We start from the raw sequence: 26320 nt of genomic DNA on the forward strand, positions 1-26320 counted from the left end.
TTCGCCACGTGAACAAATTGACGACCGGGCCGGGCATAGAGGCAGCGACGGGAACACCTGCCGCTCCCCTCTCCATACCGACGCTGCCGGGGATCGCCGGCGCCCCCGATCTTGCCGGCCTCGAGCCGATGACGCGCAAGCGGCGGCGCTGGCCAGCCTATCTCGGGGCAGCAGCGACGCTGTTCATGATCGGGTGGCTCGGGCTCAAGCTGCATGCGATGGGGGTCGACAACCTGTGGTCGGCGATGCCGCGCAACCCGTTGTTCTATCTGTTTTTCGCGCTGCTCTACGTGGCGCCGGTGACGGGCGATTTCATCATCTTCCGCCGCCTGTGGGGCATCCCCGCATCAGGCTATGTCGCGCTCGCCAAGAAGCGGATCGCGAACGACGTGCTCAATTATTCGGGCGAGGCGTATTTCTACGCCTGGGCGCGACAGCGTTCGTCGATGGTCGCGGCACCGTTCGGCGCGGTCAAGGACGTCAGCATCCTGTCCGCGATCGCGGGCAACATGGTGACGCTCGCGATCATCGCGCTCGCTCTCCCGCTCGGCGTCGGACTGATGACCGAATCGCAACTCCACACCGCGATCTGGTCGGTCGTCGGCGTGTTCGCGATGTCGCTGCCGTTCCTGATCTTCTCCAAACGCGTCTTTTCGCTGCCGCGCCGGACATTGTGGTGGATCTTCGGGGTACATTGCCTGCGGTTGATCGCGGGATCGGTGCTGACCGCCTTTGCCTGGCATTACGGCCTGCCGATCGTGCCGGTCGGCATGTGGCTGCTGCTGTCGGCGGCGCGGATGATCGTCGGGCGGTTGCCGCTCGTGCCGAATAAAGACCTTCTTTTTGCCACCTTCGCCACCCTATTGATCGGGCAGGACGCGCAGCTGTCCGTGTTGATCGCGGTGACGGCGGCGCTGCCCCTGCTGGTTCACGTCGCACTGGTCGCGGTGTTCGGGCTGGTCGATCTGATTAGGAAATCCTGACGATGGTGCTGAGGCTGGTGATGACGACGGTTCTCGCGGGCATGTCGCTCGCGGCGGCCCCGGCGTTTGCGGCGCAAGCGGCGATCGGCAGCGACGCGGCGGCCTGCGCCGGCGGCGGCCCCGCGATCCGCGTGACGGTCGACGGGCTCAAGGACCGTACGGGCGAACTCAAGCTCGAACTCTATCCCGCGACCGAGGCCGATTTCCTCAAGGACGATCGCGACTTGATCAAGGAAGGCAAGTTCTTCCGCCGCGTGCGTCTGCCCACGCCCGCCACCGGGCCGGTCGTGCTGTGCATCCGCGTCCCCACGCCCGGACCCTATGCGCTGCTGTTCACGCACAATCGCGACGGCCGCAACAAGTTCAACTTCTGGGCCGATGGCGCAGGCTTCCCGAGCAACACCAAACTCGGCCGGTCGCGGCCGAAGGTGACGCAGGGGCGGATCGTCGTTCCGGAGGGTGTTGTATCCATCGATATTCACGCGCAATATCTGCGCGGCCTCGGCGGTTTCGGGCCGATCCAGGGCGACTGATCCGATGCGCATCGTCGACGTCAACGAATTCTACTCCCCCACCGGCGGGGGCGTGCGGACGTATATCGACCGCAAGATGGGGATCATGGCCGATCTCGGGCATGAACTCATCGTCATCGCACCGGGCCGGGTGCCGAGCATTGAGGAACGCCCGGGCGGCGGGCAGGTCATCACGGTGCAGACTGGGCACCTTCCGCTCGACGCCAATTACGGCATATTCTGGGAAGGCGCACCCGTCACGCGCCTGCTCGACCAGTTGCAACCCGACGTGGTCGAAACGTCATCGCCATGGCGCCTCCCTTGGGTCGTCGGCCAATGGCAGGGGAATGCGGTCAAATCGTTCTTCATGCACAACGACAATATGGCGGCCTATGCGCTGCGTTGGCTGGAGGGGCTTGCGCCGCAGGAACGGATCGAGCGCGCGTTCAACTGGTACAGCCGCTACATGGACAGTTTCCTCGTCCATTTCGACGCGGTCGTCACCAACGGCCCCGCGCTCGAGAAGCGGCTGAAGAACCGCGGCGTGCGGATCGATGCGTCGATGCCGCTGGGGATCGAGCGCGGGCATTTCTCGCCCGAGCTACGCGACGACCGGCTGCGCGCGGCGCTGCTCGCGCAATGCGATCTGCCGCCCAATGGGCATCTGTTGCTCGGGCTCGGACGGCATCATCCCGAGAAGCGCTGGCGGCTGGTGATCGACGCGGTCGAGCGCGCCGGCGCGGACTTGCCGGTCGGGCTGATGCTGCTCGGCACCGGCGTGGAGAGCGCCAAGATCGAGGCGCGGATTGCGGGGTCGCCGCATATCCGGATGTTCCGCCCGGTCTATGACCGTGAGCGGCTCGCGCGGATCGTCGCGAGCTGCGACGCGCTGATCCACGGGTCGGAAGCCGAGCCGTTCGGGCTGGTCGCGTCCGAAGCGATGGCGGGCGGATTGCCGCTGATCGTGCCCGACACCGGCGGCTGCGCCGAAGTCGCCGATCCGCTGTCGTCCGAATTCTACACCGCGCGCGATGCCCAAAGCGCGGCGAGCGCGATCCACCGGCTGTTCGCGCGCGACCAGCGCGTGTTGCGCCGCGCGGCGCTGGTCGCGGCGACGAAGGTGCGCAGCGACCGCGAACATACGATCGAGCTGATGGACTATTACCAGGGGCTGGTCGACGCGAAGCGCGCGGGGAAGCTGCTCAGGGCCGCCTGACGTAGAGCCGGAGGCGCGGGGACGCGACCGGAACCGCGCGATAATCATGCGCGATCGCCCAGTTTTCGAGGCGCGCGTCGAGTGCGGGGTTGCCGCTGCTCCATTTGGCCTCACCCCCGACGAGGATCGCGGCGGGCAAGCGTGAACCATTCCCTACCCCATCCTCTGAACGCTTCCCCGGCGAAGGCCGGGGCCCAGTAGCGGAGGTCGAGGTGGGTGAGCGCAACGCCCGATACCCCTCCGGTCGCAACTGGGCCCCGGCCTTCGCCGGGGAAGCGCTGACTGGAGGCATCGCCAGCGCCCCTAGCCGATCCCCGGACAAGAGGTGCAACCCCGCCTCCGCCCCCGGCGCAACCAGCGCATGGCTGCGAAAATAGAACGGTCCGGTGGCAAAGCGCACGTCCGGCAACCGCCCCGTCGCGGCCAGAAACTGCGGCGACAGCGTCGCCACCGGCCCCGCCACCCCCGCCCGGTCGAACGCAGCTCGCAATGCGCGCCCATCCCGCAGCGCCGCCAGCATCGGCACCCGCCCCGTTCCACCGCCCCCACCAACAATCAGCCCCGCGACGGTCGGCGCAACCCCCGCACAGACGAACACCACCGTCACGATCCGCACCCACCGCACCGGCGGTCGCGCTTGCCACGCCAGCGCGAGCAGCACGAACAACGGCGGCAGGAGCGGGAGCAAATATTGCCGCCACGTCGGAAACGGCAGCACCGCGGCAACCAGCCCCGCCCCCGCCAGAACGGCAAGAACCGGCACCCGCTGCCATCCCCCGCGCACCGCCAGCACCAGCGCGATCAACGCCGGCCCGAGCGCAAGGAACTTGAGCACATCAACCGCTTTCGCCGTCCACGTCAGCTTCCACGGTGTAAGACGGTAATATTCGGCGGGAGCACGCGCCGGAAAGGTGAGCGTACCGAACACGAACCCCGCAGGCGCCTGCGCCCAGGTCCAGCCGACCAGCGCCACGATCGGCAGCGCGCCCGCCAGCACCGCCAACGGACGATGCCGCCGGTCGACCAACGCATACAGCCCATAGCCAATAGCGGGCAGCGCATAGGACACCTTTGCCGCCGCCGCCGCCGCCAGCAGCAAGCCCGTCAGAACCGCCCCGATCGTACTGCCCCGCCCGTCGCGCGCCCGCACGATCAGCACCATCGCGACCCCCAGCAGCGCGGCGGGCAAGGCATCGTTGCGCGCGGTTGCAATGCTGAACAGAAAACAGTCGCACGTCGCGAACAGCACCGCGCCGACCAGCGCAGCGCGCGGCGTCGCCCCCGCCTCGCGGCTCGCGCGCCAGACGCATCCGACCAGCAGCGCGCCGAGCACCACGTTCGCCAACCGCAACACCAGCCACGCAAACGCACCCGCAAACCACGCCAGCGGCGCAAACAGCAATGGTTGCAGCGGCGTCTGGAGATAGGCGTAATCGCGGTACGGCAGGTCGCCGTGCGCGCTCAGCACCGCTGCCGCGACATATTGGCTTTCGTCGTGATCGATCGGTCGCAACAGCGCGAGCAGCGCAAACAGCACCACTACCGCGGCCAGAAGCCGGACGGGCAGACCGATACGCACGGGAACGGTTGGCTCCATCGCGCCGCCGGGTAGCACGCACCCCCGATAGTGTCACGCGCACGCCATATCTTCAGGGCAGGAGCGGCTTTCCGGGACAAGCATAGAGACTCACCATGACCGTTCAGATCGATCGTCGCTCGCTGTTGCTCACCGGTTCGCTCGGCCTGGGTGCCTTTGCGGTGCCTGGCTTCGCGCAGAGCCCCAATGTCACGCAGGCGCGCGGCTTCACCCATTCGGTCGCGAGCGGCGAGCCCGGCAGCGACACGATGCTGTTGTGGACGCGCTACGTCCCTGCAACCGGCGACACCGCGGAACTCCGCGCTGAAATCGCCGAGACTCCCGATTTTGCGCGGATCGTCTCGGGGGGTTCGCAGATCACGGGCGTGTGGCGCGACTTCACCGCGAAAATCACGGTCGACAATCTCAAGCCCAACACGCGCTATCACTACCGCTTCGTCGCCCCCGACGGCAGCTTCTCGCCGGTCGGGACGACCAAGACGCTCCCGGTCGGCCCGGTCGATCGCTTCCGCACCGTCACCTTTTCCTGCTCGAACATGCCGTACGGCTTTTTCAACGCCTATGCCCACGCCGCCGCACGCGACGACATCGACCTCGCGATCCACTTGGGCGACTATTTCTACGAATATGAGACCGGCGATTATCCCGCGGTGAAGGACCAGGTCGCCGGCCGCGTCCCGCTCCCCGCGGGCGAGTTGCTCCATCTCGCGGATTACCGGTTGCGGTACGGCAGCTATCGCAGCGATCCCGACTTGATGGCGCTTCACGCGAAGCATCCGATGATCGTCCAGTGGGACGATCACGAATCCTCCAACGACAGTTGGGAAGGCGGCGCGCAGAACCACCAGCCGAACGAAGGCGACTGGAATGCCCGCCGCGCCGCGTCGATCCAGGCGTATCGCGAGTGGATGCCGGTCTCGGACGAGCCGTGGAAATCCTACGAGATCGGCACGCTTGCCACGCTGTTCCGCACCGAGACCCGGCTGCTCGCGCGCACCAGGCAGCCCGATGTCGCGCCGCTGTTCGAGGCGAGCGATCCCGGCAGCGCGCTGAAGGCGTTCCGCGACGGCGCATGGATGGACCCCGCGGTCACGATGATGGGGTCGCAGCAGGAAAGCTGGCTTGCCCATGCGATGGCGCAGTCGGTGCGGCAGGGACAACAATGGCAGATCGTCGGCTTTGGCACGATCATGGGCCAGACCGTGATGCCTGCGCAGGCGATGAGCTGGCTCTCCCCCGATTCCCCCGAACGCGCGCGCAACTATCTGCTTTCCGGTGTTGCCGCGGCCAAGGTCGGGTTGCCGTTTAATTACGACAATTGGGGCGGCTATCCCGCTGCTCGTGCGCGTTTCCTGCGCAAGGCGCAGGGCCTCGGCGCGAACCTCGTCGTGCTGTCGGGCGACAGCCACAATGCCTGGGCCTATGATCTCGGGCAGGACGGCAAGCCCGCCGGGGTCGAGTTCGCCGGCCACGCGGTCACCTCGCCGGGCTATGAAGCCGCGAGCAAGACCGACCCCAAGGTGATCGCCGCCGCGCTGGTCAAGGCCAACCCCGAACTCAAATGGTGCGACACCAGCCGCCGCGGGTACATGACGATGACGCTGACCCCCGCGACCGTCAGCAACGACTGGATCATGGTCGACACGATCAAGACGAAGAACCCCGCCGGCCGGATCGGCCATACGGCGACTGTCGCACGCGGGCGCAATATCATGGCGTGACGGTTGCCGTCGTGCGCGCCCTGCGGCACACCGGGGTCAGGCCCGGGGGGCGGCCGCGGGGGGCACACGGATTGCGCGTAACGATCAAGGATGTGTCGCGACTGTCGGGCGTGTCGATCAAGACCGTCTCGCGCGTGCTCAACAACGAACGCTATGTCGGCGCGGAAACCCGTGCGCGCGTCCAGGCGGCGGTGGCGGAGTTGAAGTTCCGTCCGAGCACCGCCGCACGCTCGCTCGCCGGGCGGCGCAGCTTCCAGATCGCGCTGATCTGCGACAATCCCAGCCCTTATTATGTCTATGAGATGCAGTCGGGCATCCGCGATCGCTGCGTGCTCGACGGGGTGCGGATGATCGCGCAGCCTTATGATCGCAACGCCACCACCTTGCTCGACGAACTCGAAAGCCTGGTCGACGCGACGCACGTCGATGGGCTGATCCTCACCCCGCCGGTGTCGGACAATCCCGATGTACTCGACCTGCTCGCGCGCAGGGGCGTGCGGTTCGTGCGCGTCTCGCCGGGGAGCGACCCCGCGCTCGGGCCGGCGACCTTCATCGACAATGCGGCGGCGGCGGCGGTGATGACCACGCATCTGCTGTCGCTCGGGCATCGCCGGATCGGGTTCATCGCCGGGCATCCCAGCTATGCGACGAGCGCACGGCGCTTGCGCGGCTACACGCACGCGCTGGAGGCGGCGGACGTGGCGTTCGATCCCGCGCTGGTGCGCGAGGGCAGCTACGACTTCGCTTCGGGCGCGGCGGCGGCGGCGGTGCTGCTCGACCTGCCACAGCCGCCGACCGCGATCTTCGCGTCGAGCGACGACATGGCGGCGGGTGCACTGACCACCGCGCATCGCCGCGGGTTGAAGGTGCCTGAGCAGCTGTCCGTCGCCGGGTTCGACGATACCGAGATGGCCGGGTTCGTCTGGCCCCCGCTCACCACGATCCGCCAGCCGACGCGGCAAATGGCGTATCAGGCGGCGGACTTGCTGCTCGCGCCGGTCGATGCGGAGGCGCCTGCAGAGCAGCGCGAGTTGCCGTTCGAACTGGTGGTGCGGGAATCGACCGGGGTGGTGGCTGGCTGAGGGGACTGCATGGCCGACGGAACGTCTTCCCCCTCCCGCTCGGGCTGAGCGCAGTCGAAGCCCCACGCACAGTGCAAGTCCTTCGACTTCGCTCAGGATGAACGGGCTGGGGTAAGGCGTGCCCCCCCTCCTACCTCCGTTCTGGCTGAGCGAAGTCGAAGCCCCGCGCACCGCGCGAGCCCCCTCACCCGATCAGAAAAACCGCCGCCCCCAGCGCAAACGCAAACGCCGCCACCGTAGCAATCAGGATCACCAACAGCGGCTTCGGCCCCGCCTCGAGCAATTGCGCCAGCGGCGAGCGGATCGCGGTCGCGGTCACCGCCGCCGCGAGCATCGCCGCCGCCGCCTTTTCCGCGCCCGTCGCCACGATCGGCGGGATCACCCCGAACGAATTGATCCCTGCGAGCACGAAGAACCCGACCACGAACCACGGCACGCCAGGCCCCTTGGCCTTGCCCGCCCCGCCGTTCGGATCGAACCGCGCCAGCCCCACCGCGACCACCGCCAGCACCGGCGCGAGCAACGCGACGCGAGTCAGCTTGACGATCGCCGCAATCCCGCCCGCACCGTCGCTGTACGAATAGCCCGCGCCCAACGCCTGCGCGACGTCATGGATCGCAGCACCAAGCAGGAACCCCGCCTTGAGGTCGCTCATCTGGAGCGCATGCGCGACCAGCGGGTACAGCATCATCGCCGATGCGCTCATCGCCGAGATGCCGACCAGCACCAATGTCAGCTGCGCCTGCGTCGTGCGCTTCTCCCCCAGCGTCGTCGCCAGAGCCATCGCGGCGGACGCGCCGCAAATCGCGACCGACCCGCCAGCAAGCAACCCGAACGCGGTATCGAACCCGAACCGCCGCGCCGCGAACACCCCCACCGCCATCGTCAGCACGACGATCCCGACGACGCACAGCAACGCGACCGGCCCGAGCGCGACGATCTGCCCGAAGGTAATCCGGACACCAACGAGCACGATCCCCCAGCGCAGCAACGAGCGCGACGCGAACGCCAATCCAGGCGTCAGCCGCGAATCCGCGCTCAGAAAATTGAGCGCGAGCCCGATCAGCAACGCCATCAGCGTCAGCGGCACGCCGTAATGATCCGACAGGAACCCCGCGGCGAGCGTCCCCATCACCACCACCACCAGCCCCGGCAGATATCCCCGCCAGTCGCGCTTGGGGCTCGCCGAAGCGTCGCCGTACAGGTCGCCGTAGAGATCGGCCGCCATCGGCAGCGGACGGTTCGGTTGCCTGGATGCCATTGCGCTTCACCGCCCCTTTTGCGTTCCCCCGGGCTTGTCCCGGGGTTCCCCGTGCCGCACACCGCACCGTCGTGTCTTGCGGCGCAGTGACCCCAGGGACAAGCTCCGGGGTGACGGAATGCGATCGGTCTAGCCGAACCCGGCGATATCTGACACCGTTGTCGCACCAAAAGATCAGGAGGGAACGCTCATGGCAATGCGAGGCGGGTCGGCCCGGTGGATCATCGTCGCGATGGTGTTCGTCGCGGTGATGCTCAATTACGTCGACCGGCAGATCCTCGCGCTGCTCAAGCCCACGTTGGAGGCGCAGTTCCGCTGGTCCGACCAGGACTATGCCAATATGGGCACCGCCTTCCAGGTCGCGACCGCATTCGCGTTCCTCGGCACCGGCTGGTTCCTCGACCGGGTGGGCTTGCGGATCGGCTTCGCGCTCGGGGTGCTGGTGTGGAGCCTCGCGGGCATGGCGCATGCCTTTGCCACCACGGTCCCCGCCTTCTTCGCTGCGCGCATCCTGCTCGGGATCGCGGAGTCGGTCGGCACCCCCGCCGCGGTCAAATCGGCGGCGACCTATTTCAACCACAAGGACCGCCAGATCGCTTTGGGGATCGGCAATACCGCGCCCAACATCGGCGCGATCGTCACGCCCTTGTTCATTCCGGCACTCGCGCTCGCTTATGGCTGGCAGTCGGCGTTCCTCGTCGCGGGCGGGCTCGGGCTGATCTGGGTCGTCGTGTGGTTCTCGATCAGAATCCAGCCGGTCGCGCTTGATGCGGTCGCGCCCGCCCCCGTTCCGTGGCTCAAGGTGCTGTGGACGCGCGGGACTCTGGCGATCGCGATCGCCAAGGTGCTGTCGGATCAGGTGTGGTTCTTCATGCTGCTGTGGCTGCCCGATCTGTTCCATCGGCTGTTCGGGATGGAACAGGGCAAGCTCGGCTTGCCGGTGGCTTTGGTCTATGTGCTCGCGGCCTGCGGCGCGCTGACCGGCGGGTTCCTCCCATCACGGCTGATGGCGGCGGGGTGGAGCGTCGATCGCGCGCGCAAGGTCACGATGCTGGGGTATGCGCTGCTCGTGCTGCCGGTGGTGTTCGTCCAGAGCGTGTCGAGCCCGTGGTCGGCGGCGTTGCTGCTCGGGCTCGTACTGTTCGCGCACCAGGGGTTTTCGACCAACGTGTTCGGGGTGGTGACCGACATCACGCCCGCGCGCTCGGTCGGCTCGCGCATCGGAATCGCGGCGTTCTGCGGCAATCTGTGCTCGATCGGAATGATCCAGTTCCAGGCTTATGCTTTGGCGCAAGGCTGGGGCTATGCGCCCGCGCTGGCGATCTGCGCGGGGTCGTATCTGGCGGCATTGCTGGCGATCCACCTGCTGATCCCGCGGATCGTGCCGATCGACGAGAGCGAACGCGGGGATGGGCTGGTGGTGGCGCATTGAGGGGCTTTCATATGCCCCTCGCCGTTCGCTCTGAGCGCAGTCGAAGGGCTTGCGCTGCGCAAGAGGCTTCGACTTCGCTCAGCCCGAATGGCTAGACACTTCGGGTGCCCCCCTTCCGTTCCCCCTGAGCGCAGTCGAAGGGCTCGCGCTGCGCAAGGGGCTTCGACTTCGCTCAGCCCGAACGGTTAGATACTTCGGGTGCCCCCCTTCCGTTCGCCCTGAGCGCAGTCGAAGGGCTTGCGCTACGCAAGGGGCTTCGACTTCGCTCAGCCCGAACGGTTTGTGGGAGCGCCCGCACCAAACCCCACTGTTTTCCCGCAAAGGCGGGAGCCTAGAAGCCACGCGCCCCGCCTGTAACCCTAGGCTCCCGCCTCCGCGGCAGAACAAGGCGCAGAACCACTGATCCTCCCCGGCACGGGGAGGGGGACCATGAGCATTCAGCGAATGGTGGAGGGGTGCCCGCCACACGCGTTCCGCTTGCGGAGAGCCCCCTCCACCACCAGCCTGAAGAAGGCTGGCGGTCCCCCTCCCCGTACCGGGGAGGATCAAAAGATCAGAACGTCACCCGCCCGGTCACCCCGAAATACCGGTCCGCATCGCGCGGGATCTGGTAGCGATACGCCTGCCCCGGCCCGCCGTTGATGATCGATGCGGCGAAGCTCTGGTCGAGCAGGTTGCGCACCTGGAAGGTCAGCTTGTACCGGTCGTCCGGCGTCGCCAGCCCGACGCTCAGATTGACCAGCCCGTACGCCCCGATCGTCCCGAGCCGCCGCTGCACCGCATCCGCCGAGAACAGCGACAACTGGCTGCTCTGATACGACCCCTGCGCTCCCAGGAAGATATCCGCGAACCCGCCGGTCCGCACGCGGTAATCCGCACTGAGGTTGCCCTTCCACTTCGGCGCGAAACCCAATGGCGTCCCCGCCGGCACCACCGCCGCCCCCGGGGGCGCGTTGAACTGGTCGACATGCGCGTCGGTGTACGCGACGCCGCCGGTGAAGCTCAGGTCACGGATCGGGCGGAAGGTCGCGTCGAGCTCGCCACCGCGGGTCGACACGTCGCCCGCATTGGTGAAGCGCGTGACCACCACGCCCGCCACCAGATCGGGGTTGTTCGCCTGGAAGTTGCGGTACTTGGCGTAATAGGCCGCGAGGTTGAGCGTCAGCTTGCCGTCGAAGAAGGTGTTCTTGAGGCCCAGTTCATACGCATCCGACGTTTCGGGCGCGATCGTGTTGGTGCCCGTAGCGGTCAGGTTGTAGAAGACGTTGAACGCCGGCCCCTTATAGCCGCGCGCAAAGGTCGCATACGCCGTCGACCCGCGGTTGATGTCGAACTGGACGCCCGCTTTCCCCGACAGATTCTCGTTGGTCGCCTTGGCGCGGAACGGAATGCCGTTGGAGACGCCCCCGCCCCGACCGCCGTTGAACACACCCTGGTCGAAATTCGGGTTGATCCCCGGTCCGGCAAGCGCGGTCACGCGCGAATGAAACACGTCAAGCTGGTCGATCGTGTAGCGCAAGCCCCCGATCAGCCGGAACCGCTCGGCAAGATTGATCGTGCCCTGCCCGAACAGTGCCATGTTCTTGAACACCGACCCGAAATTGGCGGTGCCGCTTGGCCGGGTGGTGGCGGGCGCACCCGCGCTGCCGCACGGCACCAACGGGTTCGGCGTCGTCCCCGGCGTCGTGTTGCACACGACATCGTTGCGCGTGAAGATCCGCTCGCTCGCCGCGCGCGAATAATAGGCACCCAGCACATAGGTCAGGAACTGGTTGCCGGGCGAGGTCAGCCGCAGTTCCTGGCTGAACGTGTCGCCGGTCTGCGGCCCGAAATCATGCAGCTGGTTGAACCCGACATACGCACCCGGCAGGAAATCGCCGTCGCGGATCTCGGTGTTCTTGTAATTGCGATAGGCGGTGATCGAGGTGACGGTCTGCGTCCCCGCGGTCAGATCCGCCTGAAGCGAGAAGCCGTAGCCCGTCTCCTTGGTCCGCGTGACGAGATCCTGCGCGATCGAGCGCGTGTCGGTGCCGCGCGGGGTCGGCAGCACGCCCGACGATGGGTTGGTGACGACAGCACCGGTCGCGGTGTTGATCGGCCCGGTCGCGATCACCTCGCCGCAGCAATCGTCGTCATTGCGGTGATAATCCGCGATGAAGGCGAGCTTGACGTTCGGCCCGGCATCCGCGTCCACCTGCAAGCGGCCGCCATAATGTTCGAACCCGTTGACGATCTTGTTCACGGCGGTGTTGCGGATGTTGCCGTCGTAATTGGTGTAATACCCCGTCAGCCGCGACCGCACGCTGTCGCCCAGCGGCACGTTGATCGCCGCGCGACCGCGATATTCGCTGTCGGTAAAGAATCCCGCCTCGAGATAGCCGCCGAAGGTTTGCGTCGGTTTCTTGGAAATGATGTTGATGACGCCCGCGCTCGCGTTCTTACCGAACAACGTGCCCTGCGGCCCGCGCAGCACCTCAATCTGGTCGACGTCGACGAGATCCCCGAACGCCTCGCCTGCGCGCGCGAACACGACGCCGTCGACCACGGTCGAGATCGACGGCTCGCCCGCGATCGAGAAGGTCGACGTGCCGACCCCGCGCAGGAACAGCGACTGGTTGAGCGTCGTCCCCGACTTGAGGAAGTTGAGCGTGGGAACAAGATATTGCGCGCCCTCGAGGCTGACCTTGCCCTGGCTCGCCAGCGCATCGCCCGAGATGACGCTGACCGCTACGGGGACGTCCTGCAACCGCTCGGAGCGTTTCTGCGCGGTGACGATGATGTCGCCGGGGGGCGCGTCGTCATGGGCGTTGGGCACCGGCGCGGTCGATTCGGCGACCGGCGCAGGTGCTGCGGTCTGCGCCCAGAGCGGAGTCGCGGCGAACAGCGCGAAGCCTGCGGCCCCCGCCAGATAGCGTCCCTTGGTCATCATCATTCCCTCCCTGTACGGTAATCCCACTTCTTTGGTGGGTATTGCTCTTTTGCGGTCCCGGACACCGCTGTCAGTCTTGCCCGGCGTAAAGCTGTGCTTGTCGCGTCCTGACCGTCCGACTTCGCGCGAAACGAACGGGAGGGGGAGTGGGCTTAAAGTATCAGAACCCCAGCTCCTTCATCTCCACCACGCGCTTCTCGCGCGCGCTGATCTCCGCCGCGGTGCCGATCGCGACCGCGAGCATCCCGTCGCGCGCGGTCACCTCGACCGGCCCTGCCCCGCGCACCGCTGCGTTGAACCGCTGATGCTCGTAGAAGGTCGAGCCGTGATGGCTCCCCGCATCGAGTGCGGCCTGATCGACCTCGACGACACGCCGCGTCGCCTGCTTGGGATTGCGGAACCCCACGCGCGGCGAATGGACCAACGCGCCCTCGGGAATCAGCACGTCGAGCCGCGCCTGATCGCCGACCGCGGTGATCTCTTCCTGGTTCTCCGCCCCGTCCGCGAACATCGACAGGTCGAGCATCGCGCGGACGCCGTTCGCGAAATCCACCGTGGTGTAGCTGTTGTCGATGATGTCGGGCCGCTCGCCGCCGTAGGTCTCGTCGAGATGGTTCACGTCCATCGCACCCGAACAATAGACCCGCACCGCCTCGCTTTGCGTGATCAGCCGCATCAGATCGAAGAAATGGCAACATTTCTCGACCATCGTGCCGCCGGTGTTGCGGTTGAAGCGGTTCCAGTCGGCGACTTTCACGAGGAACGGGAAGCGATGCTCGCGGATCGACAGCATCTGCAACCGGCCGATCGCACCGGTCCGGATTTCCTCGATGAAGGCCGCGGCGGGGGGCATGTAGCGATATTCCATCGCGGTCCAGAACACGCGGTCGCTGCGTTCCGCGCGGTCCACGATCCACCGGCAATCGTCGAGCGTCGTCGCAAGCGGCTTCTCGCACAAGATATGCAGCCCGGCATCGAACAACGGTTCGAGCACGCTGCGATGCGTGAAATTGGGGCTTGAGACGATCACCGCATCGCACAGCCCGCTCGCCGCCAGCGCCTCGACGGAATCGAACGCCGTCGCCGCCCCCGCCCGATCGCCGAGTGCGTCGCGCGCCCAGCCGAGCGACCCTTCCGCCGGATCGGCGAGCGCCGTCACCACCGCACCCGGCGTGATGGCGAGGTTGGTGATATGCTCCACCCCCATCATGCCGGTGCCGACCAGTCCGTATCGCACTTGCTCGACCAAGGCGTTCACCTCTATATGACAACGATGTCTGAGATCATCCTTACACCCGAATTGCGTCCCCTCGGCAAGAGCGGATTGCTGGTCAGTCCGATAGCCTGGGGGATGTGGCGCTTCGGCCAGTCCAGCGTGACGGAAGGCCGCGCGCTGATCGACGCGGCGTTCGCGGCGGGAGTGACGCTGTTCGACACGGCGGACATCTATGGATTCAATGGGTCAGACGGTTTCGGCGACGCCGAGACGCTGCTCGGCAAGGTCTTCGCCGAGGACGTGGCCCTGCGCGATCGCATGTTCCTCGCGACCAAGGGCGGCATTCGCCCGCCGCTCCCCTATGACCAGAGCACCACTTATCTGACCGAGGCGCTCGACGCGTCGCTGACGCGACTCGGAGTGGAGAGCGTCGATCTCTACCAGATCCACCGCCCCGATATCCTGACCCACCCGCAGGAAGTCGCCCGTTCGCTCGAGAACATGGTGTCGTCGGGCAAGGTCCGCGCGATCGGCGTGTCCAACTTCACGATCCCGCAGATCCGCGCGCTCGAAGCCTTCCTCACCATCCCGCTCGCGAGCCTCCAGCCCGAACTGTCGCCGCTCGAACTCGGCCCGATCGAGACCGGCCTGCTCGATCTCGCGATGGAACGCGACCATGCAGTGCTCGCCTGGTCGCCGCTCGGCGGCGGACGGATCGGGTCGCCCGAGGATGACCGCTCCAAGGCGGTCGCCGCCGCGCTCGACGTCGTTGCTCAGCAGGCCGGCGTTTCCCGCGCCGCCGCTGCCTATGCCTGGATCATGGCGCACCCCGCACACGCGATCCCGATCGTCGGCACGCAGAACGTTGCCCGCATCGCGGAGATCGCCGACGTCTATAAGGTCCGCTTCACCCGCCAGAGCTGGTACGACGTGCTGATCGCCTCGCGCGGGGAACGCCTCCCATGAGCACGACCCGCCCCCCGTGCGAAGTCAGCTGGTTCTCCGCGCTGTGCGATGATGACTATGAATTCCTCGGCGTCCCCGATGCCAAGCTCAAGTCGAGCTGGGAGCATTGCCGCGACATCGTGTTGCAGGCGGAGACCGGCGGGTTCGACAATATCCTGCTCCCCTCGGGCTATGCGCTGGGGATCGACACCACCGCCTTTGCCGCAGCGATCGCGCCGATGCTCAAGCGGATGGCGCTGCTGATGGCGGTCCGCGTCGGCGAAAGCTGGCCGCCGCAACTCGCGCGCCAGATCGCGACGATCGACCGGCTGCTCGGCGGGCGGCTAACGGTCAACATCATCTCGTCCGACATGCCCGGCGAAACGCTCGACTCGGCCCCGCGCTATGCGCGCACGGTCGAGCTGATGCGGATCCTCAAGACGATGCTCAACGGCGAGCCGCTCGACCATGACGGCGAATTCTGGAAGCTCAAGCTCGACCCGCCCCGGATCGGCACCGTCTCGGGCAAGGCCCCGTTGCTCTATTTCGGCGGCCTCTCGCCCGACGCCCGCGATGCCGCCGCGCGCGAAGCCGACGTCTTCCTGATGTGGCCCGACCGGCAGGAAGCGGTCGCCGCGATCATCGCCGACATGACGGCACGCGCCGCCGCTTACGGGCGCACCCTCAAATTCGGCTACCGCGCACACGTCATCGTCCGCGACACCGAAACCGAGGCGCGCACCGCCGCCGACCGGCTGCTGTCCAAGCTCGACGCAGCAGAAGGTGCCGCGATCCGCGCCAAGTCGCTCGATTCGACCTCCGCCGGAGTCGCGGCGCAGGCGGCCCTGCGTGAGACTGCCGCGGACGACGGCTATGCCGAGGCGAACCTGTGGACCGGGGTCGGGCGCGCGCGCTCGGGCTGTGGCGCGGCGATCGTCGGGGATCCCGATCAGGTCCTCGCCAAGATCAACGCCTATCGCGACATGGGGATCGAGGCGTTCATCCTCTCGGGCTATCCGCACGCCGCGGAAGCGGACCTGTTCGCGCGGCATGTCCTGCCCAACATCGACCACGGGCTGCTGTCGGCGCGCTGATCCCCCGAGCGTAAAGCCCGCATTCGTTACGGATCCGGTCATGCTACGGTCCCCGCACATTCGCGGGGGGCGACTCGACATGGCGGTCAAAGGCATCGGCGGAATCTTCTTCCGCGCGGGCGATCCGGACGGGGTGGCCGCCTGGTATCGCACGCATCTCGGCATCGGTCCGGGATGCTCGGCCGATCCGGCGGCACCCCCCGATCCGTGGTCGTGGACGACACTGGGCGGCCCAATGGTGTTCGCGCCCTTTGCCGCGGATACCCAGTATTTCCCGGCGGACCAGCCGTGGATGCTCAACCTGCGGGTCGACGCCCTCGATACGATGATCGCCACGCTCGAAGCCGCCGGGATCGCGGTGGAGACGCGCCCCGAATGGGACCAGTCCGGGGCGGGTCGGTTCGCGCGAATCCATGATCCCGTAGGGACTCCGATCGAACTGTGGGAGCCACCGGCGTAACCCCGCAAAAGCGCGGTTGCCGTCGCGCCTGTCCTACATCACGCGCTTTCGCCAAGCGTAGCGCCGCTCTGTCGCATCGTCGTCTCTTGCCCCCTCCGCCGCACATAGAACGCGGCGTAATAAGAAACGATTCCGCCTAACCTTCCGCGCGTAGCGGAACTGCGAAGCGACGCCCTTCCACCGCGCTGCGCCGCACCAGCGCGATCAGCTCCATCACCGCAAGCGCCTGATCGGCGGTCACATTCGGCGCGGCTCCACGCCGGATTGCGTCCGCCACATCCTTATAACAACCCCGCCAGTCGCCACGCTCGCTCGGTACGCGCCGCGCGGTCCCGTCCGCCCGCGTCAAAGTGCCATAATCCGCTTCGGCATCGACGCCATAGCCCGCGTCCAGTGGCGATCCTCCGCCGCGCAGCACCGCTTCCTGCGGGTCGATCCCGTATTTGACGAAACTGCCGTCGGTCCCATGCACCGCAAAGCGCGGACGCGGGGCCGCGACCAGCGATGCGGTCGACACGATCACCCGCCGCGCAGCATAATAGAGCGTCGCCTCGACATAATCCTCGGTCGGCGCGCCGTCGCGCTGCACCGCAAGATCGCCGCTAACCGCCTCGGGCATGCCGAACAGCTGCACCGCCTGATCGATCAGATGCGGTCCGAGATCGTTGAGCAACCCCGCCCCCGCGGTCTCGCGCCACCCCTGCTTGATCTTCGGCCGAAACCGGTCCCAGCGCAGTTCGGCGAGCGCCACCTCGCCCAGCGTGCCCGTATCGAACAAGCGACGAACCGTCAGGAAATCCCCGTCCCACCGCCGGTTGTGGAACACCGACAGCATTCGCCCGCGCTCCCGCGCCAGCGCGATCAGGGCGGCCCCATCGGCAGGGTCGGTCACGAACGGCTTGTCCACCACGACATGCTTGCCCGCCAGCAAAGCCGCCTGCGCGATCGACGCGTGCTGCGCATCGGGCGCAGCGATCACGACCAGGTCGATCGCCGGATCCTCGAGCATCGCCGCCACCGTGGGGTACACCGCTGCCCCCGGACACGCCCGCGCCACCGCATCCGTCTGCGACGAGACGACCGCAACCAGCGTGAGCCCCTCGACCGCGGCGATCAACGGCGCATGGAAACACCGCCCCGCCAGCCCAAAGCCGACCAGCCCGACGCGGATCGGCGCATCCCTTCGATCAGCGCCGGACATCGAGCCCGCCGGCAAGATACGCATCGATGTCCGCCTGACGGAACAGCGACGCATCCCCCGGCAGCGAATGCTTGAGCGCAGCAAGCGCAAGCCCCGTTCTCGCCGCCGCCGCAGCATCCTCGCCGCGCCGCATGGCGTGCAGCACGCCTGCAGCAAAAGCATCCCCGCCGCCGATCCGGTCGACGATCCCGGCGAGCACGACCTCGTCGGTCTGCGCCGAATCGGTCCGCGTATCGACTCGCGCCGACAGCCGGTTGAGGTCGACATGCTCGACATGCCGCGCGGTCGAGGCAATCGTCTGCAACCTGGGGAAAGCCGCGAACGCCGCGTCGACCGCCTCGCGCCGCCGGTCCTCGCCGTCGCTTTCGAACGTGCGGCCAAGCAGCAGCGCGATGTCGCGGTGGTTGCCGAACAGCAGATCGGCCTGTTCCACCAACCGCGTCAGGATCCCGCGCGGGTCGCTGTCCCAGCGTTCCCACAGCTTGCCGCGCCAATTGCCGTCGAACGAGACGGGAATGCCCCGCGCCGTGGCGGCCTCGGCTGCGGAGATCGCGCTTTCCGCGGGAACCGGGCCGAGCGCAGGGGTGATCCCCGACAGATGCAGCCGGTCGACCCCGTCGAGCAAGCGGTCCCACTCCCACGCCGCACACGGCGTTTCGGCGAAGGATGAATAGGCGCGGTCGTAGATCACTTCGGTCGCGCGCATTCCGGCGCCGGACGACACGAAATACAGCCCCATCCGCTCGCCGCGCAGCTGGATGCCGCGCGTATCGACCCCGGCCCCGCGCAAGGTCGTGATCGCCGCGCGCCCGAGATCATTGTCGGGCACCGCCGAGACGATACCGACGTCATGCCCGAGCCGCGCCAGCGCGCTCGCGACATTGGCTTCGGCGCCGGCGAGCCACACGTCGAGCTTGGGCGTCTGCATCAGCATTTCGCGCCCGGGGGGCGACAGGCGCAGCATGATTTCGCCGAAGGCCAGGAAGGTCATGATGTCGTCCTTTGTTCAATTTCGGTTCGCGACGCGCCTATCCGTCATCCCCGAGGAGGCATGGCCTCTGCGATACCGTAGGTGTTCTCCCGCGCAGGCGGGAGTCCAGGAGTCGCAAGAACTGCAAGCCATTGTTCTGCTTGGCTCTGGATTCCCGCCTTCGCGGGAATGACAGCGTCAGGATCGGGAGCCACCCCCTCACCCCGCCGCATCGATCCGATACGCCCGCCGCACCAGTCCGCTCGTCAGCTCGTGCGCCAGATCGGCCGCTTCCCAATCCGCGATCCGATGTTCCGCCACCAACCGCGCGAGAAAGCCGCAATCGACCCGCCGCGCGACGTCATGCCGCGCCGGGATCGACAGGAATGCGCGCGTATCGTCGTTGAAACCGACGGTATTGTAGAAGCCCGCGGTCTCGGTGGTCATCTCGCGGAAGCGCCGCATCCCCTCGGGGCTGTCGTGGAACCACCACGCCGGGCCGAGCTTGAGGCACGGATAATGCCCCGCCAGCGGCGCCAGTTCGCGTGCATAGACGCTCTCGTCGAGCGTGAAGAGGATGATCGACAGCTCGGTCGACGTGCCGAACCGGTCGAGCAAGGGCTTGAGCGCGTGGACATATTCGGTCCGCACCGGAATATCCGCCCCCTTGTCGCGCCCGTGGCTGGCGAACAGCCCCGCATTGTGGTTGCGGAAAGAACCGGGGTGGATCTGCATCACCATCCCGTCCTCGACCGACATCGCCGCCATTTCGGTCAGCATCTGCGCGCGGAACAGCTCGGCATCGGCGGGGGTCCAGCTGCCGCCCACGATCTTGCCGAACAATGCCTCGGCCTCCGCCGGGGTCAGATTCGCGGTCACGGCGGTCGCATGGCCATGATCCGTCGCGGTCGCCCCCGCCGCGCGGAAGTCGGCGCGGCGCTTGCGGTGCGCGGAGAGATAGCCCGACCAGCTATAGACGTCCTCGCCGGTCAGCTCGGCGAAGCGCGCCATTGCGGGGGCGAACTGCTCGTGCTCGACGTCGATCACCCCGTCGGGGCGATAGGTGGTGACGACGCGACCGTTCCAGCCCGACTCCTGGATCCGGTGGTGCGCGCCGAGATCGTCCTGCGGCCCCTCGGTGGTCGCGAGAAACGCGATGTCGAACCGGTCGAACAGCGCGCGCGGGCGGAACGCCGGGGTCGCCAGTTTCTCGGCGATCGTATCGAAATACAGGTCGGCGGTCGCGCCCTCGAGCGCGACGTCGAACCCGAACACCTCGGCGAAGACGTGGTCGAGCCACATCTGCGACGGCGTCCCCCGGAACAGTGCGATGTGATCCGCAAAAACGCGCCACGCCGCGCGCGGGTCGGTCGCGGGAACGCCCGAACGGCTCGGGATCGCCAGCGCATCGAGCGGGATCCCCTGGCTGTAGAGCATCCGGAAGATATAGTGATCGGGCGCGAGCAGCAGGCCGGTCGCGTCGGTCCACGGCGCATCGTCGGCGAACCAGCGCGCGTCGGTATGGCCGTGCGGGCTGACGATCGGCAGGTCGGCGATCTCGGCGTAGAGCGTCCGCGCGATCGCGCGCGTGGTCGGGTCGGCGGGAAACAGTCGGTCGGGGTGCAGTTCCAGGCGCCGCGTCATCGTCTTCCTTCCGAACCAGGGTCGTACGGAGTCTGGTAAGCGCTGGTGCCGCCACGAACAAGTTGCGAGAGATTGCTGCTGGCATTGCGCAGGGTGGCGGGGGTAACGCTATCGCTTCCCGCCTTGAGCACCACGGAAGCGAGACGACGATGCAGCATGACCGCCCGCGACTGAGCTACGCCGCGCTGGACCGGCTGCCGTCCTCGATCGCGCGACCCGCGCGGCGCAGTCCTGCGCCGGTCGGGATCGTCCATTTCGGCCCGGGAGCGTTCCACCGCGCGCATCAGGCGAGCTATGTCGACACGCTGCTCGCGACCGATCCGACCTGGGGCATTGCTGCAGTCTCGCTGCGCAGCAAAGGCACCGTTGCCGACCTCGCCGCGCAGGAGGGGCTGTATACGCTGGCCGTGCGCGACGCCGAGTCCGGACACCGCGTAATCGGCGCGCACAGCGCGTTTCTGGGTCCCGACGATGCCGCGCAGATTCGCACGCTGCTTGCGGCCCCGACGACGCGGCTCGTCACCACCACCGTGACCGAAAAGGGCTATTGCCTCGCCGCCGACGGCAGCCTCGATTTCAACCATCCCGACATCGCGCACGATCTTGCCGGGGCTGAAGTCCCGCGCAGCGTGATCGGCTGGATCGTCGCGGGGCTTGAGGCGCGCCATGCCGCGGGGACCGATGCGTTCGTCGTCATGCCGTGCGACAATCTCGCCAATAACGGCGCGAAGCTCCACGCCGCGCTGATTGCTTATGCCGGCGCGCTCGACCCGTATTTCGCGGAATGGATCGCGGGCGAAGTGCGCGTGCCCGGCACGATGGTCGATTCGATCACGCCCGCCTCGGATGCGGCGCTGTACGACGATGTTGCGGAAGCGTTAGGCGTGGAGGATCGCGCCGCAGTCCAGCGCGAGGCGTTCACGCAATGGGTGATCGAGGATCTCGGCGACCCCGCCGGCGCTGCGCTCGCCAGCGCAGGCGCGACGCTCACTGACAATGTCGCGGGTTATGAACAGGCGAAGCTGCGCGTGCTCAACGGATCGCATTCGACGCTCGCTTATGCGGGATTGCTGCGCGGCGCGACCAGCGTGGCGGACGCCATGCGCGATACAGCACTCGCCGCGTTCATCGATGCGATGATCCGCCACGAGATCCTGCCGACGCTGCCGCAGGTCGCGGGGTTCGACCACGACGCCTATCGCCAGCAAATCCTCGCGCGTTTCCGCAACCCCGCGATCGTCCACCGGCTCGACCAGATCGCAGGGGATGGCAGCCAGAAGATCCCGTACCGGCTGGGCGACACGCTCGCCTGGCACCGCGTGCGCGGGGAAATGCCGCGGCATGTCGTCGTGGCGCTCGGATGCTGGATCGCGTTCCTGATGCAGCGGTCACGCGGCGGCATCGCGATCGTCGATCCGGCGGGCGCGGCGCTGGCGACGGCGGCAGCGGAGGGCGACGCGGCGGCGGTGCTCGCGCGGCTGGTGTCGGGCGGGCTTGGGTTCGATCCGGCGTTGGCCGGTGACGATGCGGCGATGGCGGCGATTGCCGATTCGGCGGATGCGGCGTTTGCGGGCGCGTGGGACGGGCTGCTCGGGTAAGCGGTTAGCGCGTTCCCCGCCGCTTGAAGCTCGCCCGCGCGAGCCACGCGCCGAGCGCGAGCAGCACCAGCGGCGTGATCCACAAGGGTGCGGTCACCGCGCTGAACGGCGGATCGTAGCTGATATAGTCGCCATAGCGTGCGATCAGCCAGTCGCGGATCTGCGCGGGGCTCTGCCCGCCTTCGATCCGCGTGCGGACGAGCGAGCGCATGTCGCCCGCCATTTCGGCGTCGCTATCCGCGATCGACTGGCCCTGGCACACCACGCAGCGCAGCGTCGCCATCAACGCCTGCGCCTGCGCTTCCTTGGCGGGGTCCTTGAGCTGGACGTTGGCGAGCGGCGCGGGCGGCAACGTGCTGTCGGCGAGGACCGGCGTGGTGAGGAGGGCCAGTATCAACGCGGCGCTTCCCCGGCGAAGGCCGGGGCCCAGTCGAGGGCGGCCCGACATCGGGCGCAGTCCGCGATAAAACCCGCCATCGCTACTGGGCCCCGGCCTTCGCCGGGGAAGAAGAACGGGGAACCCCCTCACTTCAACCCCCGCACCAGCGCGATCAGCCCCGGCACTTCGTCCTCGCGGATATCGCCGACATGCTGCTGGACGATCCGCCCGCGCCCGTCGATCACGAACGTCTCGGGCACGCCCGACGACCCCAAAGCCAGTTGCAGCGAACTCGTCCTGTCATCGCCGATCGCGGCATAGGGATCGCCGTTGCGCGCGAGGAAGTCGCGGATCGCCGCAGGCGTATCGCGGATCGCGACCGCGTCGATCACCACGCCCGCCTGTTTCAGCCGGAGCAATTGCGGCGCCTCCGCCACGCACGGGATGCACCAGCTCGCGAAGACGTTGAGCAACCGCGGTTTGCCCGTCGCGAACTGCGCGGTGGCAAGACCCGGCTTGGTCGGCACGATCGGCGGCAGGTCGAACGCGGGCAAGGTCTGCCCGACCAGCGCCGAGCGCACGGTGCGGTCCGCCGGCTTGTACAACCCCCAGGCAATCAGCGCGAGCAACCCCAAAGCAAACGCAAACGGGATCCAGATCAACCGCGCGCTCATGCGTAGGCCTCGCCCCGCACGCGCTCGCGGCGACTGCGCGTCAACCGCCCGATCAACGACAACGCCCCGCCCAGCGCGACTAGCGCGCCGCCCAGCCAGATCAGCGTCACGAACGGCTTCCACCACAGCCGCATCTGCCAGCGCCCCTGCGCATCGGGTTCACCGAGCACGGTATAGAGCTGCCCGTCCCAGCGAGTCGCAATCGCGGACTCGCTCGTCACGGTAACGGGATTGGAGAAGAAGCGCGATTGCGGCCGCAGATAGAACACGCCGCCATCCGTCCCCCGCCGCGCGCTCAGCCGCGCCTCGATCGCGGACCAGTTCGGGCCGATCACCGGCTTCACCCCGTCGAGCGTCACGGTGTACGGCCCAACCCGCTGCGGCTCGCCGACGCGCGCCGCGACCAGCGTCGCCTGCGTGAACGCGGTGTCACACGCCATCCCCGCAAGGCTCACCGCGATCCCGAGATGCGCGGTCACCATGCCGTAGGTGAACAGCGGCGTGCGGCGCAAATTGCGCTTCCACAAGGGTGCGACGCTCGCCGCCGCCAGCCCCGCCGCAAGCGCCAAGCCCAGCAACGGCAGCAACGCGATCCCACCGGTCGTCGCCGCGACCACGATCAGCACCACGCCCGTCACCGCAATCGGGATCGTCACGCGCGCGATCGCCGCCTGCGCACTGTCGCGCCGCCAGCGGAGCAACGGCCCGACCGCCATCACCGCGATCAGCACCAGCGCGACCGGCCCCGCCGCCTTGTCGAAGAACGGCGGCCCGACCGACAATTGCGTTCCGAACCCCGCTGCGACGATCGGGTACAACGTCCCGATCAGCACCACGCCGAGGATCACCGTCAGCAACAAATTGTTGGCGACCAAGGCGCCTTCGCGGCTGACGAAATCGAACGTCGTCCCCGCGCGCACCGTCCCCACGCGCAACGCGAACAGCAACAACGCGCCCCCGATATAGATCGCCAGCAGCGCAAGGATGAAACTCCCGCGCGTCGGATCGACCGCAAAGGCATGGACGCTGGTCAGGATGCCCGAGCGGACCAGGAACGTCCCGATCATCGACATCGAGAACGCCACCACCGCGAGCATCAACGTCCAGGCGCGCAGGCCATCGCGCGTCGCCAGCACCGTCACCGAATGGAGCAACGCGGTCGCCGCGAGCCACGGCATCAGCGACGCATTCTCGACCGGGTCCCAGAACCACCAGCCGCCCCAGCCAAGCTCGTAATAGGCCCAGTAGGAGCCCGCGGTGATCCCGAGCGTCAGGAAGATCCACGCGCCCAGCACCCACGGCCGCATCGCGCGCGCAAAAGCGGGGCCGACGTCGCGCGTGATCATCGCGCCGACCGCGAAGGAGAAGGCGATCGAGATGCCGACATAGCCGATGTACAGCGTCGGCGGATGGAACGCCAAGCCGGGGTCCTGCAGCAACGGGTTGAGCCCGTTGCCGTCGGCGGGCGGCGGGTCGATCCGCGCGAACGGGTTCGACGAGAACAGCAGGAACGCGTAGAATCCGAGCGCGATCGCCGCCTGCGCGCCGAGCGTCGCGATCAGGGTCGGGCGTGCAAGCCCGCGTTCGAGCAGCGCCACCGCCGCGCCCGCCACCCCGAGGATCGTCACCCACAGCAGCATCGAGCCCTCGTGGTTCCCCCACGCGCCTGCGATCTTGTACATCAGCGGTTTCGCGGAGTGGCTGTTCTCCGCGACGAGCAGCACCGACATGTCGCTGCGTACGAACAGCTGCACCAGCAACAGCATCGCAACCAGCGCGAGCACCCCTTGCACCACCGCGACCGGACGCACCGCGCGCATCAGATCCTCGGTCATGCTCGCCTCCGCCAGCGCCGGCTTCGCCGAGCGCCAGACGCCGAGTGCGGCCAGCAGAAGCTGCAATGCCGCCAGCGCAGCGGCGAACCAGAGCGCGGCAAGGCCTGCCTCAGCGATCATGTGTTCCTACCCCGGTGGTCGCCGAAGTCTCGTCGTTCTCCCGCGAAAGCCGGAGCCCAGGAGTTCCGAATACCAACAGGCGCGGCGCTACTCAGCCCTGGGTTCCTGCCTGCGCAGGAACACGGCGGAAAACCCAAGGATGCAACCGTCAAACCAGCCCTCATTGCACCAGCGTCTTCGTCTCGTGCATCTTGCCCGCCATTTCGGGGGGCATGTATTTCTCGTCGTGCTTCGCCAGCAGGTTGCTCGCGGTGAAGCTGCCGTCGGGGTTGAACTTGCCTTCCGCGACGACGCCCGAATTTTCCTTGAACAGATCCGGCGCGATCCCGCGGAACGCGACCGGCACGCGCGCGACGCCGTCGGTGACGACGAACTGCATCGTCACGCCGTCCGCCATCCGGTGGAGCGACCCACCCGCGACCATCCCGCCAAGCCGCACCGCGCGCCCGAGCGGCAAGGCATCCCGCTTCACGTCGCCCGGCGCATAGAAAAACGCCGCCTGGTCCTTGAGCGCGGAGAGCGCGAGCGCGCTCGACCCGCCAACCGCGGCGACCGCGAGCGCCGCGAGCGTCAGCCGCTGGTGTTTGGCCTTCACTTTTCCGCCTTTCGCATCGCCAGATAGCTCGAAACCGCCAAAGCGACCGATCCGATTGCGGTTAGGCCGTAGGCGGCGATGATGAAGGGCCAGTGGTTCACGCGGTCACCTCGACATGATGCGCGCGGCGGCGCAGGCGCGCCTCGGCCTTGCTCCGCGCAAGGATCGTCCGCATCCGCATCAGCACGATCCCTGCGAAGAACAGGGTGAAGCCGCTGAGCGTGAACCACAAGGGCCACAGGATCGCAGGGTCGATCGTCGACTTGGTCAGCCCGATGCTCTGCCCCTGGTGGAGCGTGTTCCACCACACCACCGAATAGCGGATGATCGGCAACAGCACCGATCCTGCGACGCCGTACAGCGCGGCGATCCGCCCGCCGCCGCCGAAACCCGCACGCTCGTCCTCCGCACGGACCAGCGCGATGAAGCCGAGATAGACGAAGAACAGCAGCAGCATCGAGGTCAGCCGACCGTCCCACTGCCACCACGTCCCCCATGTAGGACGCCCCCAGATCGACCCCGTCGCAAGGCATATCGCGGCAAAGGTCGCCCCCGGCAGCGCGATCGCACGCGCCGCGATCATCGCCAGCGGATGCCGCCATACCAGGAACACCAGCGACGACACCGCGATCCCGCTCCACCCGCCCATGCCGAGCCATGCAGTGGGAACATGGATGTAAAGGATTCGGACGCTTTCCTTCTGGAGATAGTCTGGCGGGGTCTGGGTCAGCCCGGCCCAGCATCCGAACAGGAGAAGTGCGACGCCCGCCCAGAACAGCACCGGCGTCAACGGCCGTGCGATCGCCAGAAAGCGCGCCGGATTGGCGAGGGCATGAAGGCTAGGCACGTGACAGGG

The 26320-nt window shown here is 67.5% G+C and carries 22 protein-coding genes; 10 read left to right on the forward strand and 12 right to left on the reverse strand.

What is annotated here, in order from left to right; translation table 11 throughout:
* Window positions 1–8 precede the first annotated feature (8 nt).
* From AC3WJR_RS14765 to AC3WJR_RS14775, 3 genes are read left to right on the forward strand one after another with little or no spacing between them, the layout of a single operon-like run.
* The gene (locus AC3WJR_RS14765; protein WP_492725696.1) at window positions 9–983 is read left to right on the forward strand and encodes a hypothetical protein; all 975 of its coding nucleotides are present in this window, start codon (window positions 9–11) and stop codon (window positions 981–983) included.
* Between the two features lie 20 nt (window positions 984–1003).
* Window positions 1004–1516, forward strand: a complete 513-nt coding sequence (locus AC3WJR_RS14770) for a DUF2141 domain-containing protein (protein WP_492725697.1) — start codon at window positions 1004–1006, stop codon at window positions 1514–1516.
* Between the two features lie 4 nt (window positions 1517–1520).
* Entirely contained in the window at window positions 1521–2711 is a 1191-nt protein-coding gene (locus AC3WJR_RS14775; protein ID WP_354278904.1) for a glycosyltransferase, read from the forward strand.
* Here AC3WJR_RS14775 and AC3WJR_RS14780 read toward each other — a convergent pair.
* Window positions 2698–4308, reverse strand: a complete 1611-nt coding sequence (locus AC3WJR_RS14780; RefSeq protein ID WP_492726172.1) for a DUF2029 domain-containing protein — start codon at window positions 4306–4308, stop codon at window positions 2698–2700. The genes AC3WJR_RS14775 and AC3WJR_RS14780 overlap by 14 nt on opposite strands.
* A 95-nt stretch (window positions 4309–4403) precedes the next feature.
* Between AC3WJR_RS14780 and AC3WJR_RS14785 the strand changes: the two genes are divergently transcribed.
* Both AC3WJR_RS14785 and AC3WJR_RS14790 read left to right on the forward strand, forming a co-directional pair.
* Complete coding sequence (locus AC3WJR_RS14785; protein WP_492725698.1) at window positions 4404–6029, forward strand: alkaline phosphatase D family protein; 1626 nt, start codon at window positions 4404–4406, stop codon at window positions 6027–6029.
* Between the two features lie 71 nt (window positions 6030–6100).
* Window positions 6101–7111, forward strand: coding sequence for a LacI family DNA-binding transcriptional regulator (locus AC3WJR_RS14790; RefSeq protein ID WP_492725699.1), 1011 nt, complete (start codon window positions 6101–6103; stop codon window positions 7109–7111).
* Window positions 7112–7295: 184 nt separating this feature from the next.
* Here AC3WJR_RS14790 and AC3WJR_RS14795 read toward each other — a convergent pair whose 3' ends face one another.
* Window positions 7296–8339, reverse strand: coding sequence for a YeiH family protein (locus tag AC3WJR_RS14795; RefSeq protein ID WP_492726174.1), 1044 nt, complete (start codon window positions 8337–8339; stop codon window positions 7296–7298).
* 223 nt (window positions 8340–8562) lie between these two features.
* Between AC3WJR_RS14795 and AC3WJR_RS14800 the strand changes: the two genes are divergently transcribed.
* A complete protein-coding gene (locus AC3WJR_RS14800; protein WP_492725700.1) occupies window positions 8563–9804 on the forward strand; it encodes an MFS transporter in 1242 nt (413 codons plus the stop codon).
* A 553-nt stretch (window positions 9805–10357) separates the two neighbouring features.
* Here AC3WJR_RS14800 and AC3WJR_RS14805 read toward each other — a convergent pair.
* The gene (locus AC3WJR_RS14805) at window positions 10358–12736 is read right to left on the reverse strand and encodes a TonB-dependent receptor (protein ID WP_492725701.1); all 2379 of its coding nucleotides are present in this window, start codon (window positions 12734–12736) and stop codon (window positions 10358–10360) included.
* 157 nt (window positions 12737–12893) lie between these two features.
* Complete coding sequence (locus AC3WJR_RS14810; RefSeq protein ID WP_492726176.1) at window positions 12894–13970, reverse strand: Gfo/Idh/MocA family protein; 1077 nt, start codon at window positions 13968–13970, stop codon at window positions 12894–12896.
* 36 nt (window positions 13971–14006) lie between these two features.
* Here AC3WJR_RS14810 and AC3WJR_RS14815 point away from each other — a divergent pair, with 36 nt between their 5' ends.
* The 3 genes from AC3WJR_RS14815 to AC3WJR_RS14825 are packed head-to-tail and all read left to right on the forward strand — an operon-like array spanning window position 14007 to window position 16448.
* Entirely contained in the window at window positions 14007–14915 is a 909-nt protein-coding gene (locus AC3WJR_RS14815) for an aldo/keto reductase (protein ID WP_492725702.1), read from the forward strand.
* Window positions 14912–15988, forward strand: a complete 1077-nt coding sequence (locus AC3WJR_RS14820; RefSeq protein WP_492725703.1) for an LLM class flavin-dependent oxidoreductase — start codon at window positions 14912–14914, stop codon at window positions 15986–15988. The genes AC3WJR_RS14815 and AC3WJR_RS14820 overlap by 4 nt, the downstream gene beginning before the upstream one ends.
* Window positions 15989–16028: 40 nt before the next feature.
* Complete coding sequence (locus AC3WJR_RS14825; RefSeq protein ID WP_492725704.1) at window positions 16029–16448, forward strand: VOC family protein; 420 nt, start codon at window positions 16029–16031, stop codon at window positions 16446–16448.
* A gap of 136 nt (window positions 16449–16584) precedes the next feature.
* On the opposite strand, the gene AC3WJR_RS14830 is transcribed toward AC3WJR_RS14825, so the two are convergent.
* From AC3WJR_RS14830 to uxaC, 3 genes are all read right to left on the reverse strand, one after another.
* Window positions 16585–17673: an oxidoreductase gene (locus AC3WJR_RS14830; protein WP_492725705.1), complete on the reverse strand. Its 1089-nt coding sequence runs from the start codon at window positions 17671–17673 to the stop codon at window positions 16585–16587.
* The gene (locus AC3WJR_RS14835) at window positions 17636–18640 is read right to left on the reverse strand and encodes a sugar kinase (RefSeq protein ID WP_492725706.1); all 1005 of its coding nucleotides are present in this window, start codon (window positions 18638–18640) and stop codon (window positions 17636–17638) included. The genes AC3WJR_RS14830 and AC3WJR_RS14835 overlap by 38 nt, the downstream gene beginning before the upstream one ends.
* A 198-nt stretch (window positions 18641–18838) precedes the next feature.
* Window positions 18839–20263, reverse strand: coding sequence for a glucuronate isomerase (gene uxaC, locus AC3WJR_RS14840; protein ID WP_492725707.1), 1425 nt, complete (start codon window positions 20261–20263; stop codon window positions 18839–18841).
* Between the two features lie 149 nt (window positions 20264–20412).
* Here uxaC and AC3WJR_RS14845 point away from each other — a divergent pair, with 149 nt between their 5' ends.
* The gene (locus AC3WJR_RS14845) at window positions 20413–21861 is read left to right on the forward strand and encodes a mannitol dehydrogenase family protein (RefSeq protein ID WP_492725708.1); all 1449 of its coding nucleotides are present in this window, start codon (window positions 20413–20415) and stop codon (window positions 21859–21861) included.
* 4 nt (window positions 21862–21865) lie between these two features.
* On the opposite strand, the gene AC3WJR_RS14850 is transcribed toward AC3WJR_RS14845, so the two are convergent.
* The 5 genes from AC3WJR_RS14850 to ccmC all read right to left on the reverse strand — a co-directional run bounded on the left by AC3WJR_RS14850 (window position 21866) and on the right by ccmC (window position 26311).
* Entirely contained in the window at window positions 21866–22309 is a 444-nt protein-coding gene (locus AC3WJR_RS14850; RefSeq protein ID WP_492725709.1) for a cytochrome c-type biogenesis protein, read from the reverse strand.
* Window positions 22310–22386: 77 nt separating this feature from the next.
* Window positions 22387–22914 carry a redoxin family protein gene (locus tag AC3WJR_RS14855; protein ID WP_492725710.1) on the reverse strand — a complete coding sequence of 176 codons (528 nt, stop codon included), beginning with the start codon at window positions 22912–22914 and terminating at the stop codon, window positions 22387–22389.
* Entirely contained in the window at window positions 22911–24869 is a 1959-nt protein-coding gene (locus tag AC3WJR_RS14860; RefSeq protein ID WP_492725711.1) for a heme lyase CcmF/NrfE family subunit, read from the reverse strand. Before AC3WJR_RS14860 ends, AC3WJR_RS14855 begins: the two co-directional genes overlap by 4 nt.
* Window positions 24870–25029: 160 nt before the next feature.
* Window positions 25030–25464, reverse strand: coding sequence for a cytochrome c maturation protein CcmE (ccmE, locus tag AC3WJR_RS14865; protein WP_354278890.1), 435 nt, complete (start codon window positions 25462–25464; stop codon window positions 25030–25032).
* Between the two features lie 97 nt (window positions 25465–25561).
* Entirely contained in the window at window positions 25562–26311 is a 750-nt protein-coding gene (gene ccmC, locus AC3WJR_RS14870; protein WP_492725712.1) for a heme ABC transporter permease CcmC, read from the reverse strand.
* Window positions 26312–26320 lie beyond the last annotated feature (9 nt).

Source organism: Sphingomonas sp. FW306-05-A (genome assembly GCF_058782275.1).